Genomic DNA, 13,932 nt, shown 5'->3' on the forward strand with positions numbered 1-13,932 from the left:
CTTTATTATCTGTTTAGCTATTCCGTAAGCCGGAATCGATTAAAAAATCAATTATTTCTTGGATAACCCGCGAAACGCTTTTTGGCGTCCAAACTTCATTGCGCTTCGCAAAAAAACAGATTATTAAATGTACAAAATTTATATTGGAATTTTATGTACGCATCGACGCTACATACCTAAATTGCTATTGATTATGAAGTTAGTTACGGTTGTACTGCTTGCCTCGTTAATGCAGGTAAGTGCAGCTTCATTTGGCCAGTTGGTTACCTTAAAAGAAAGGAATGTAACCTTAGAAAAAATGTTCAAGGAAATCAGATTGCAATCTGGTTACGATGTATTGTTATCTACAAACAAAATTAGTAGTACAACTACTTTTAATGCTAATTTTAGCAATTCGACCATCGAAGAAGTAATGGCGAAAATTATTTCGGGAAAGGATCTTACCTATACCATTGAAGATAAGACCATTTTAATTAAACCTACTGAAAAATCAATACTGGATAAGGTGCTGGGGTATTTTGTGGCCGTAAAAGTATCTGGTAAGGTAAGAGATAAAAATGGCGCTGCATTACCGGGAGTAAGCGTTCGCGAAAAAGGTGCTGCCAATGCCGTATCAACAAGTTCTTCAGGAGATTACACCATTTCTGTAAAAGAAGGGGCTACTTTGGTCTTTAGTTATATCGGCTATAAAACCATTGAGGTACCTACAGGAAATAAAACAGTTGTTAATGTTACTTTAGAAGAAGACGCGGCGCAGTTGAAAGAGGTGAATGTGGTGTCTACCGGTTATCAACAGTTAGACCGAAAATTATTTACAGGTGCGGCCACTCAGTTAAAAGTATCAGACGTTGAAAGACTGGGTGTTTCTGATATCAGCCGTATGCTGGAAGGGCAGGTAGCTGGTGTTACCCTGCAAAACGTATCGGGCACATTTGGTGCCGCGCCAAAAATCAGAGTACGTGGTGCAACTTCTTTATCAGGAGATAACAAACCACTCTGGGTAATTGATGGTATTATTTTGGAAGATGTTGTTAACATTTCAAATGAAGCTTTATCAAGTGGTGATGCGAATACTTTACTAGGGTCATCAGTTGCTGGATTAAATGCCGATGATATTGAAAGTTTCAATATTTTAAAAGATGCAGCGGCAACAGCAATGTACGGTGCCCGTGCAATGAACGGTGTAATTGTGGTAACCACAAAAAAAGGTAGACAAACGGAAGGTGCCCCAAAAATTAGTTATACAGGAAACTTTACCACCTATTCAAAACCAACATATGAAGGAACAGATATTTTGAACTCTGATGAGCAAATGGCTGTTTTAGTGGAATATTTTAATAAAGGTGCTTATCAAATCCCTTCATCATCGAGTGGGCAAAACGGAGGTATCTTTTATAAAATGTACAATGAGCTGTATAATTATGATCCGGCAACAAAAAGTTTTGCTTTAAAATATGATAAATCAAGCGTTTCAAATTTCTTAACCAGATATGCAAATGCCAATACAGATTGGTTTGATATACTTTACAAGAATTCATTGAAGCAAGAACACTCCATGAGCGTAACTTCGGGTACCGAAAAGTTCCAAACTTATGCCTCAACTTCATATTTGAATGATAAAGGTCAAACCATTGGTAGCAACGTAGATCGCTTTACAGGGAATTTCAGGGTAAATTTTGCACCAAGTAAAAAATTAAGCTTCGAGCTCCTTACCACTGCTTCTATTCGTAACCAAAGAACACCAAGTGGTAATTCCGACCGTCAATCAGACCCTGTATATGGCAGTTACTACCGTGAATTTGATGTAAATCCATATAATTATGCCCGTAATACAAGTCGTTTAATTACACCATATGATGAAAATGGAAACCTGGAGTATTTTGTTAGAAACTATGCTCCTTTCAATATTCTAAATGAATTGGAAAATAACTATACCACATTGCAAATGCTGGATATTAAAGTTCAGGGCGGCGTAAAGTATAAAATTATACCTTCTTTAACTTACTCAATCAATGCTGCTTATAGATTTTCTAAATCAGAAAGACAAAGTTATGTATTAGAGCAATCTAACCAGGCACAGGCATTTAGATCGGGTGGTGATGCCACACGTGATGGTGATAACCAGTATTTATATATTGATTCAGCTAACCCAACCGGATTACCTACGAGTATCTTGCCATCAGGTGGATTTTACAATACCGCTGGTGATAATTTAACAAATTATTATTTCAGACATGACCTTGTTTACGACAAGAACTTTAACGATGAACATTTGCTTAACATTTTTGGTTCAATGGAGGTTAGGTATATCGATAGACAGAATGAGTATTTTAATGGTATCGGTTATCAATATGAAAATGGAGGATTGGTAAATCCTAGTTATTTGTACTTCAAGCAGGCTGGTGAAGCAGGTAAGGCTTATTTTGGAATGGGCAACAATTATGAGCGTTATGTTGCGTACATGTTAAGAGCGGCTTATTCGTACAAAGGGCGCTATAGTTTTAATGCCACTACACGTTACGATGGGTCTAATAAAATGGGCAGAAGTACAAATGCGAGATGGTTGCCAACATGGAACGTATCTGGCTCCTGGAATGCTGATCAGGAAAGTTTCTGGCCTAAGAATGATATCGTAACTTCTGCAGTTTTAAGAGGTTCTTATGGATTAACAGCGAGTATCGGTAGTGCAACCAACTCACTACCTGTTTTTTACGATCAGATATCCAGAAGAACGTTATTGAAAGATCAGGAAATCCAAACCTATATTTCAACACTTCAAAATACCCAGTTAACCTGGGAAAAATCGTATGATGCTAACATCGGCTTAGATTTAAGATTTTTTAAAAACAAAGTAAACCTTTCGGTTGACGTGTACAAACGTAATATCCACGATTTATTGGGTAGTTTGAATACTTCTGGTATTGGGGGTGAATTTACCAAAACAGCCAATTATGCAGCAATGTCTAGTAAAGGTATCGAATTCACCATTTCAGGCTCGCCAGTTAACGGTGATAATTTTAAATGGACCACCAATTTTAACTTTTCATTTAATAAAAACAAAATTACTGATTTAGACGCCCTACCTAACATCTGGAGAGCGGTATCTGCAACAGGTGGAGCTGTTTTAGGGTATCCTCAAAGAGGATTGTTTTCCGTTCAGTTTGCTGGTTTAAATCCACAATATGGTTACCCTACTTTTTATGGTACCGATGGAGCAGCTACAACATATATTGGTTTGCAAGATGATAATATCGATATCCTAAAATATGAAGGCCCCACAGATCCGACCACAACAGGAGGGTTTTTTAACCAGTTCAGGTACAAGAATTTTTCTCTATCTGCACTATTTAAATTCTCGGCAGGAAATGCATTACGTTTAGCACCTTCTATAGCTGCATCTTATTCAGATATGACAACATTGAGCCGTGATGTATTAAACAGGTGGATTATGCCTGGGGATGAGAAATTTACCAATATTCCTTCATTGCTCGATCCGGTTTCGGCTGCCGCAATTATAAGCTCAACAGGTTCAACAACCAATCCAACCTATCCTTATAACCTTTACAACTATTCTACAGAACGGGTTGTAAGTGGCGATTATATAAAGCTATCCAGAATTACGGCTAGTTATGACATTCCAAAGAAAATCACGTCGAAGTTTAAAATGACAAATGCTTCATTTATTCTGGCTTGTGATAATGTTGCGGTACTGTACGCCGATAAAAGATTAAATGGTGAAGATCCAGAGTTCTTCTCAACAGGAGGAGTTGCATTACCGGTTCCGACACAATTTACACTATCATTAAGAGTTGGATTTTAATTTAAATGACTATGAAACTAATAAAATCAATCACAATATTATCTGGCATAACGCTCTTAGTATCATTACAATCGTGTAAAAAATATTTAGATAAAGTACCTGATAATAGAACAGAAATCACAACCGTTGCTAAAGTAGCACAGTTAACGGCCACAGCTTACCCCTCGGCACATTATATCACTTTTGCTGAGGCGGCTTCTGATAATACGGAAGAAAAAGAAAAAGGTGTTGGCGATTTAAACGACCAATGGGACAAACCGTATTACTGGGAAGATCTTTCTGGAACAGATACCAATAGTCCAGGGTCTTATTGGAATGGATGCTACGAAGCTATCGCGGCCGCTAATCAGGCTTTACAAGCTATAGAAAATGGTAATTTTGGTCCTGCAGTGCTGCCATATAAAGGTGAGGCATTGGTAGCCCGTGCTTATGCTCACTTTATGTTAGCCGTATTTTTTGCAAAACCATATGAAAAAGGAGGTGCTAATAATTCTCCTGGTGTTCCATATGTTACTGTTCCGGAAACTGAGCCGATTAAACAATATTCAAGAGGAACTGTTCAAGAAACTTATGACAAAATTAAAAAGGATCTTGAAGAAGGATTACCACTTTTATCGGCAAGTGCCTATACAGTTCCAAAATACCATTTCACACCTTCAGCTGCTCATGCTTTTGCATCCCGTTTTTATCTTTTCCTGGGAGAATGGCAAAAAGTAATTGATCACGCTAATTTAACGGTTCCAGGAAACGATTTTGTTAATAATATGAGGCCAGTTTCTACAACCTTATACGAAATGACGAACAACGATTTTAGAGCTAACTATACTAAAACTGAGCAAAGAACTGCACTTATGTTAGGTAATGCATATAGTACTTATACTTATGTGAATACACCAAATCACGGTATTGGTAATAAATTGGTGAGAATGTACACCTCTCCAAACGTTACTGGCAAAATATTGGCAAATAAGGTTTATCAATGGAGTGCCGGAAACTATAATACCCTTAAATACCTATACTATTTCTTTTATACAGGGCCGGGGATCGGTTTCCCGTATCTGGTTGTGCCATTACTTACGGCTGATGAAACTTTAATGAACAGGGCTGAGGCTTATGCCCAATTGGGTAATAATGAAGCTGCTTTAAATGATATTAATGACTTCATGAAAGTTAGAATCAGAAATTACAATGCCAATACTGATGTTGTGACCCTAGATAAAATAAAAGCGTTTTATAGTATCGACGATCCGAAACAAGGATTGATACAAACCATTTTGGAATCAAAAAAAGCAGAGTTTTTAGAAGAAGGTATCAGATGGATGGATATTGTTCGTACAGGTCTAACTGTAAAACATAATATATTCAGTAACGTAGGTGTAGAGAGCTTTATGGAATTAAAACCGGGCGATCCACGCAGATTGTTTCAATTACCAAACGAAGTAAAACTTTCGGGAGTAGAACTTAATCCAAGATAAATACGATTATGAAAAATATTATAAAAAGTTCATTAGCCTTAATCATGGTTTTGGCTATTGTTACCTCATGTAGGAAAACGGAGGATTTAGATGTCGATTTTAATAAATATAATTTAGACATGCCCGAAACCAATACGGATTTGGATAAGTGGTTAAATACGAACTTCCTAAATCCCTATAACATGAGGGTGGTATACAGATTTAACAGATATTATTATGGAGATGCCGCAGCCGATGTTGCGCCTCTTAAGCCAGAAAATGTGCAGCCTATGATGCAAACTGTATTGGATGGCTACCTGACGCCATATCTAAAAATAGCGGGTTTAAATTTTGTGCAACGTACAAACCCTAAAGAATGGGTGTTATATGGCTCTGCAAAATACCAAACTGATGGTTCTGCTATCGCCGGAACAGCGGCTGGAGGAAAAAGGGTTACACTATATGGCCTTAATAATTTCAGCCTTTCACCTAACTTTGTAACTTCCAGGTTGTATGTTATTCATCACGAATTTACCCATATTTTAAACCAAACTGTAGCTATTCCTATTGATTTTGAAGCCATTTCTGGTGGTACTTATAAACAACCATGGACATTAACAACAGCACAAACAGCTAAAGAAAATGGATTTTTGGGTAGTTATGCCAGTGGTAGCCCTACAGAGGATTACGCAGAAACAACAGCTACGTTATTGGTTTCAGGTCAGTCTTATTATGATAACTATGCCAATACTTCAAATGCGACCGCTAAAAACAGGCTTAAACTAAAAGAGGCAAACGTTGTAAATTATTTTACAACTGCCTTTGGTATTGATTTCAGAAAATTACAGAAGGAAGTTCAGAATTATATTAAAACTACTGTTAAAGACCCATCAGTTTCTTTTGGCTATTGGTTAAACAGGAACTTATATAAAAGCATGACGATAAATCTGGATAATGATGTAACTTATAGTCAGTTTGGTATTTCAGACCAGTTTAGAACAGCTTATCAGACATCAAAAGCCAATGTAAATGCCATACCAAATTTTGGATTAACTTTCAACTCCGTAAAATTAAATTTTACATCAGCCACTGCGATGACGATGACTGTGAATTTTTCTCAGGGAACAACTGCCTATGTAGCAAATTATAATTTTGATATGGCCGTAACTGATGCTACAGGTGCCACTAAATTCACATTATCATCAGCTGCCCCAACTGGAAATGCGGCTACCTTATTAACATCAGTACAACCACTTTTAACCTACTTAAACACTAATACTTTTGTTGCGGATTGGTTACCAGCTGGTTACAACTCCGGTACTTATACGAATTTTGGTGGATTTTATGTTAGTGGAACGCCTGCTAATTATTTTTACGGTGCTTTAGGGCAATAAATATAACTGATATGAAAAGAATATTATTTTTATTTGCTTGCCTGCTGGTATTTGCAGGCTGCAAGAAATCATCATTTGTAGCTAAATTTGATGAAGATCCGGAAATCAGGATGGGTGAGGCCATCGCAAAAGTGAAAACTACCCTCAGTGGTGCTGCAAACGGATGGATAGCAACTACGCCAACTGCTGACGGAGGGGGATATAGTTTTTTTATGAAGTTTGATGCGGCTGAAAATGTGAAGATGTATGCAGATTTGGATGAAGGATCATCGAAAACAGAATATGCTTCGTACTACCGTGTGAAGCAAGATCAAGGTGTAGATTTAGTTTTTGATACGTTCAACTATATTACCATGTTAAACGATCCAGATCCTTCTACTTTTGGCGGAATCGCTAAAACAGGTTTTAAGAGTGATGTTGATTTCATTTACGATAGGATATCGGGCGATAGCATCGTTTTTATAGGTAAAAGATACCGCCAGCCATTGAAAATGGTTAAGGCTACTGCGGCGCAAAGAACTGCTTATGAAGCCGCAGGATTAAAAACGGCTATAGACAAGATCAAAAGTTTTTTTACCACTAATACTAATCCGTATATCGAGATCGTTTCAGGGGGCAGTACTTTAAAAGTTGGCGTTTCTCCAAATCTTTCAAATAGCGTTCTGTCTGGTAAAAGAATTGATTTAACCGGTGTTTTAGCGGACGGGGCTACGATTTTCTCCAGTGGGCAAAAATTTGCTTTTACGCTAACCGGTGCTGAAATTTTAGATGGTGGATTAGTGTGGCAGGGTATTACTTTTATCCGTGTTGCCTGGAAGGATGCAACTACTTTAGCTTTATATGATTCGACTGGTAAAGAGTATATCGTTAAAAATTCTGCTGCGCCAATTGTACCACTTTATAGGTTATGGGGTAGTAAATACGGGGGGATGTTATCTCCATATAAAACGATCTATCCGGGAACAAGTGCCAATGGTGCTGCAATTCTAAACTATTTCCATAATGGATTAACCCCTGCTGTTACAGGTTACAGTTTTAATTCCGGATACATCAACTTCACCTGGAATATCGCCAATAAACGATTAAACTTAAATGGGTTTAGTAGTCAAAATGGTGGCAGTTCTGGCTGGATAACGACTATTGTATACAACTATACCGTTGATGCCAACGGGGTATACAAGTTTACTCAATTTGCAGCAGCTTCTGGTGGTTATGTCGCAAATTCACTTTCAAGGTTACATGCTTTCTTATTGGCAAATAGTGTGACTTTCGATTATTATGTTGATGGAGCTAATATTTATGCAAAAATGACCAGTGTTGAAGATCCATCAATTGTAATGACATTTCTTCTGCAGTAAACGCTTTTATATTTTAAAGGCCCCAATTTGGGGCTTTTAAATTTTAACCATTTATTTACCTAAAAAAATATTATGAAAAAGTTAGTTTTAATGTTTGTATTCGGCTTATTTCTGGTGGCTGGATTATCATCTTTTCAGTCGCTTTCAAAAAAAGAACAACCTAACCAAACCACCGATCCAATTCTTATCGCGGTTTCAACTGATGGTTATGAAGGTCAATTGTATTTTGATAGTTCAACTGAACAGTTTATAAGCGGCAGCGTGAGCAAATTAATCCCTGGGAGTGGTGGGGCTTATAGATTATATACGATAAACTCAGTGAGCGGAAGCCTTGCACACTTGATCATTAACCATCAGGTTACTCATTTTGATGGTAATATTTATGGGACTGCTGGTTCTGGTTTTTCGGTTACTTTGACTTTGGATTCGAGTAATAACGCCGCATTAATAGCAGAATAAAAAATATTCTCTCTCTCCAAAGCCTCACCCTAAAAAGTGGGGCTTTTTTATGACATAATTTTTAAACCCCTCCAAACGTTTTATGCTTATATTTGTAACGAATGAAGAAGAAAGCAATTTTTATCCTGTTTCTATTGGTATTTACATTTGCGGTAAGGCCAAGTGTTAATGCCCAGTGTTCTATGTGTACCATTAATGCCGAACAAGGCGTTAAAAACGGGAATACACAAACTGCAGGCCTAAATACCGGAGTATTATATCTGTTATCTATCCCTTATTTAATGGCCGTTATTGTAGGTGTGGTTTGGTATAAAAAATACCGCAAAAAAAATATTCACCTCAACATGAAAAAGGAGCCTTTTAATTTAAATTAAAAGCATGTCCGGGCAAACTACCTCAAAACTCTATGCCATTGTACATTCTAAATGTCCGCATTGCCGCAGGGGAGATATCTTTACAGGCAGTATGTACGGCTGGAACATCCAGCATACCAAAGAAATCTGCGGCCATTGTGCACAACGTATAGAAATTGAGCCTGGTTACTTTTATGCAGCCATGTATGTGAGTTATGCCATGAATGTAATCGAAATGCTTTTTGCAAGTTTTCTAACCTATTTAGCTTTTGGCCCGCTTACCGATGCCACTTTCTGGCATTATCTGATTGTTATTTTTGCAGGCTGTTTTATCCTGTATCCCTTTAATTACCGATATTCGAGGATGATATTGCTTCATGTTTTATCGCCTAATATCAAGTACAAGCCGTATTACGATAAGTAATTATTGGTTAATCGTTTAAATCGTATAAACTGGTTGATTGTTAGATTCAGCGATTAAACAATTAACCAATTAACCCAATGCTGTATGTTAAAAAAAGAGACCCTCAATTTTATAAAAGATGTAGCGGAGAACAATAACCGCGAATGGTTTGCCGCCAATAAACAAGTTTACGAAGATGCAAAGGCCGATGTACTGGTACTTGTAGCAACAATTATCCCCGAGCTGGCCAAAATAGATCCATTGCTTTCGGCAGAAGCCGATCCTAAAAAGAGCCTTTTGCGCATTTACCGTGATGTGCGTTTCAGTAAAAATAAAGATCCTTATAAAAATAACTTCGGCATCTGGTTTTCCGCAAAAAGCAAAGGTGGAAACGAACCGGGTTATTACCTCCATATCCAACCTGGAAAAAGCTTTATTGCAGGTGGGTACTGGATGCCGGAAGCGCCACATTTAAAACTCATCAGACAGGAAATCGATTATAATATTGGCGATTTTAAGGAAATTATTAACGGTAAAGACTTTAAGAAAAACTTTAAACTTGGCTTAGATAATGCGCTTAAAAATGCCCCTAAAGGATATGATCCGACAGATCCGAATATCGAATTCTTAAAGCTGAAAAGTTTCGAAGCCACCACGAAAATCGATGATAGAGAATTTTTACAACCAATCCTCGTTAATAAGTTGATAAGTTCTTTTAAAATAATACAGCCATTAGTTGCATTTTTACGCAATGCCATTGAGCAATAATAAACAATAATCAATTTGCAAACAATAAAATGTCTTGCTGCTAACTACTTGCAACTAAACTCTCGATACTAAAACGAACATGAAAAATACCTTTCTTGCATTTGCCATTCTCCTGTTTATTTCTTCGCTAACATCCTGTGTAATTCTATCGCCCAAAAAGTATAAAGCTTTATTGGGTACTAAAGATTCGCTTTACACTGCCTTCAACGAGGGTTTAATAAAAATTGAAAACCTGGAAAAAGAAGTAAGTAAGTTAAAAAAAGATACCACATTAATGGCCGAAGAACTTCGCGATCTGCAAAGCAACTACAATGAAATTGACGCAAACTATAAAAAGCTTAAAAACAATTCATCATCAGAAATTACCAAACTATCCGGAGATTTGGCTGCCCGCGAGAAACGTTTAAAAGAGGTGGAGGAAGTTTTGCGTAAACGTGACGAAGCAACAAATGCGCTTAAAGAAAAGCTTCAACAGGCATTACTGGGCTTTACCAAAAGCGGCTTAACCGTAGAGATTAGAAATGGTAAGGTTTATGTATCATTAACCGATAAACTGTTGTTCCCATCGGGAAGTATTATTATTGATGAAAAAGGTAAACAGGCCCTAACACAATTGGCCAACGTACTTAAGCAGCAGCCCGAAATAAACATTGCGGTAGAAGGGCATACTGATAACCAGAAAATAAATAATTTAGGACAGATTAAAGATAACTGGGATTTGAGTGTGCTTAGGGCGACATCAGTGGTACGGTACCTCACCGAAAATGAAAAGGTAGAAAGTGTGAGGATGACTGCTACAGGTAAGGGCGAATTCCAGCCACTGGGTACCAATGCAAACGCTGATGGCAGAAGTAAGAACAGAAGGATCGAGATCGTACTGTCACCTAAACTGGATGAACTTTATAATCTGATCAAATAAAATAACAATGCCAAGTGTAAAATAAGATTAAACTTAATTTTTTGCCAAGGCTCTGCGCTTCAAATACAACAGGTAGTTTTTAGTTCGAAAATGAACGCGCATGGTTCTTGGAGGCCATCAGTCCCGCTTTACGCTGTATACCGATGAAGGATCGGTATGTTCGCTCCAATCGGGTTTAGGAAAAGGGGCTTGTGCACCCTGCAACCTTTCAAATAAAAGACTACTGTGGCCACCTAGCCGCGGTTGAGGCGTTACCCTGCAGCAAGGAGGTATCCCGAACCTTCGTGAAAGCGTAAAAGCGAAAAACGGGAAGAAATTTATTGTTTTGTACAGGCCTTGCGCTCCAAACAGACGAAGTACCTTCAGGACTGGGAAATGTAAATGATTTCCTGTTCTTGTAAAAGCCCGGCAATATTTGCCGGGGCTTTTTTACAGGTTCTGGTGCCGGCGGTAAGATTTTAAGATCTTAAATGTATGTTCAAAGTCGCTTCCACTGAGGTTCGAATAATCAGGCATAGAGAGTTTGTGTATGGTTAAAAAATTAAGCAGTTCTTTAATGACGTTCGATACTTCTTCTGATTCTTCTGTATGCTTCAAGATATCTATCTTGCTTAACAAAAAAGCAATTTGGAACATTTTAAAATCATTCTTAAAGGTTATTTCAAGTCCGATGTTCGTTTCTGCAAGTGCTTGTTCATAATTGTTCGTCGCATTATAAAAATTCGCTTTAAGACTACTAAAACTTGCCAGGATAAAATTGGTATAATAGGTATAATCGCTACTGATTATTTTATCTACAAACTGGATAATTCGCTGTGCTTTTTTAAAATAGTTGAGCTTAATATAGGTTTGGCCTAAATGAAGCAATAAAAATGGAGAGAATACGGAATGCCTTACATAGAATATATTAGGATATTTGCTTAAGATTGCCATAATGAAACGGTGGCATTCTGCATAACTTTTTTGCGAAAACAGGGTAATCAATACCAAACGGTAGCACAGGATTTCCTCTGAAGTAATTTGATCATTCTTTTGTGGCGTACTTCTATCTATTTCCTGGCAAAGCTTTATGATTTTATCCTCAAGGCTTTTGCTTTCGTTGGGTTTATTAATCAGGTTATTATAAAAGAATAAAATTAAATCGTATGGATTGATCGGAAAGAGCTCATTCAACCTTTTGTAATTTCGCTTTAGCAGTTGCATGGTATTGGCCAACGATACTTTATCCACATCGATAAGATGTACGTTACATTCGATCACATGTAGCATAATCTGAATGTCTTCATTGAGTACATTCTCAGAAATTGTTTTGATGGTTTCTTTGTATAGGGTGCTCATGGTTCTGCCAGAAGCCATAATATCGATAAAATCGTTGTCTATACTTAACTTATTAAAGTTAGAATTGGGTTTGCCGAGTTCGGATTTAGCAACGTGGCAGATAAAATCGAAAGCGCTGTTTTTTTCGCTATTGGTAAATGGAAGTTTAAATATATTTTTCAGGGCTGCAATTTCATTCCGGTTTACGCAAAACCGGATAGCCCAGTTTAAGATGTGGTCTCTACGGGCATTGTGTGCAGGAAAGCTTGCTAAAATATATTCGAAAAATGATTTACCAGGTTTATATTCAAACTTATCGGTGATCTGTATAAATAAGAAATAAGTATAAATATCGTCGCTTAAAAAACGAACAATCTCTGTTGGGATCGTAGTGCTTAGCCTTTTCTCTTCGATAATGATGCCCGAATGCAAGAGTTCTTCATAAGCATCAGGGTAGCAGTTGATATAACTGAGTATCTTTTCTTTTGATACCCTTAATTTCTTGTTGCCTTCAGAAATACAATCGCTTATTTTTTTGAGTAAGAATATCTTTTCAGTACTCTTTTTTGCCAGGAATACGCGTTTTTCTAAGAAATAACTGATCAATTCGTAACACAACAGGGGATTATTCAGCTCAAGATGGTGGTTCTCATCCCTGAGCTTGAAATAAACCTGAAGCCAGAATGGCGTTTTAAATTGAGCCAATAGGGGAGGACTTACATCGATCCTATTGATAATTTTATTTTCAATGTGACTAAGTGTATAAAGTACCTCATCAACATTTAACAGTGGTACATTACTTAAGGTATCTTCATCATAAAATAAACCTGTATACCAGGCTTTAGTTAAAGATGCAGACCCATATATGGCCGGCTGAAGATTAATCCAACTATTGGTTCGTAAGCCAAAAATGAGTTTAACAAAGTTGTTCTCTTCTATACTGTACAGGAAATCTATAAATATTTTAAAATAATTGCTTCTGGCCAAAAGTTCGTCAATACCATCAACAATTACAATAAAGCGGCCCTCGCGTTTTTCGGGATTTTTTTTGAAAAAACTGATCAACTCGGTAAGGCTGCCAAATTTAAACTCTTTAAGGAACCAATCTTTTAAGCTATTTCCATTTTGTAGAATGGTATTGATACTGGTAGAGTTGACCAATAAAACAATATCATTTTTATATATGGCGTTTTCTGAGAAGAAAAAGTATTCCACCATATGTGCAAGCAATATCGATTTACCCTGGCCCGGTTGCGCACTTACGGTAGTAAACTGATAATTGTTTTTTAAAAAGTAATCGAAATCGGGATAAAAAAAGTTTCTGTTGGCAGTTGCACTAAATGGAACACCGGAATTGTTTTTATTCGCAATCAGCGATACTTCGGTAATGGCATGTGCTTTTAATTTTAAATCCTGCCAAATGCTCTGAACAGAGGTGGTTTGATTTTCCTTGTCTTTACAAAATGAATCCCAATCATTATAACCTATATATTGAGATAAGCTATTTAATGTGAACAGAGAAAATTTATGTAAAGTGTTCGCGAAGCCAAAGAAGCGCTTGATGGTTGTTTCACTTACGTAATTTTTGGTTTCTTGAAATACATACTCAGAAATAATCTTACAATGGGCCGGGTCGATATTTCTCAAACCAGATTTTATAAGGACAAATTTCCTGAGTTCGATAAGG

General features: G+C 37.1%; 10 protein-coding genes. 9 read left to right on the forward strand and 1 reads right to left on the reverse strand.

Going from position 1 to position 13,932, the window contains the following annotated elements:
• Window positions 1-193: 193 nt before the first annotated feature.
• From AC04Q1_RS11085 to AC04Q1_RS11125, 9 genes are all read left to right on the forward strand, one after another.
• The gene (locus AC04Q1_RS11085) at window positions 194-3,820 is read left to right on the forward strand and encodes a SusC/RagA family TonB-linked outer membrane protein (RefSeq protein WP_478364557.1); all 3,627 of its coding nucleotides are present in this window, start codon (window positions 194-196) and stop codon (window positions 3,818-3,820) included.
• Between the two features lie 11 nt (window positions 3,821-3,831).
• Window positions 3,832-5,295: a RagB/SusD family nutrient uptake outer membrane protein gene (locus tag AC04Q1_RS11090; protein ID WP_478364558.1), complete on the forward strand. Its 1,464-nt coding sequence runs from the start codon at window positions 3,832-3,834 to the stop codon at window positions 5,293-5,295.
• Between the two features lie 8 nt (window positions 5,296-5,303).
• The gene (locus AC04Q1_RS11095; protein WP_478364560.1) at window positions 5,304-6,668 is read left to right on the forward strand and encodes a substrate import-associated zinc metallohydrolase lipoprotein; all 1,365 of its coding nucleotides are present in this window, start codon (window positions 5,304-5,306) and stop codon (window positions 6,666-6,668) included.
• A gap of 11 nt (window positions 6,669-6,679) precedes the next feature.
• Window positions 6,680-8,026 (forward strand): DUF4302 domain-containing protein, encoded by a 1,347-nt coding sequence (locus AC04Q1_RS11100; RefSeq protein WP_478364562.1) that lies wholly within the window; start codon window positions 6,680-6,682, stop codon window positions 8,024-8,026.
• Window positions 8,027-8,098: 72 nt separating this feature from the next.
• Window positions 8,099-8,485: a hypothetical protein gene (locus AC04Q1_RS11105; RefSeq protein WP_478364563.1), complete on the forward strand. Its 387-nt coding sequence runs from the start codon at window positions 8,099-8,101 to the stop codon at window positions 8,483-8,485.
• Window positions 8,486-8,586: 101 nt separating this feature from the next.
• Complete coding sequence (locus tag AC04Q1_RS11110) at window positions 8,587-8,859, forward strand: hypothetical protein (protein WP_478364565.1); 273 nt, start codon at window positions 8,587-8,589, stop codon at window positions 8,857-8,859.
• A gap of 4 nt (window positions 8,860-8,863) precedes the next feature.
• On the forward strand, window positions 8,864-9,262 hold the full coding sequence (locus AC04Q1_RS11115; protein WP_478364567.1) for a DUF983 domain-containing protein: 399 nt from the start codon (window positions 8,864-8,866) through the stop codon (window positions 9,260-9,262).
• 84 nt (window positions 9,263-9,346) lie between these two features.
• Entirely contained in the window at window positions 9,347-10,009 is a 663-nt protein-coding gene (locus AC04Q1_RS11120; protein WP_478364569.1) for a DUF2461 domain-containing protein, read from the forward strand.
• Window positions 10,010-10,088: 79 nt separating this feature from the next.
• The gene (locus AC04Q1_RS11125; protein ID WP_478364571.1) at window positions 10,089-10,928 is read left to right on the forward strand and encodes an OmpA/MotB family protein; all 840 of its coding nucleotides are present in this window, start codon (window positions 10,089-10,091) and stop codon (window positions 10,926-10,928) included.
• A 429-nt stretch (window positions 10,929-11,357) separates the two neighbouring features.
• Here AC04Q1_RS11125 and AC04Q1_RS11130 read toward each other — a convergent pair whose 3' ends face one another.
• The gene (locus AC04Q1_RS11130; RefSeq protein ID WP_478364573.1) at window positions 11,358-13,892 is read right to left on the reverse strand and encodes a hypothetical protein; all 2,535 of its coding nucleotides are present in this window, start codon (window positions 13,890-13,892) and stop codon (window positions 11,358-11,360) included.
• Window positions 13,893-13,932: the final 40 nt, after the last annotated feature.

It is taken from the genome of Pedobacter humicola, from assembly GCF_056490705.1.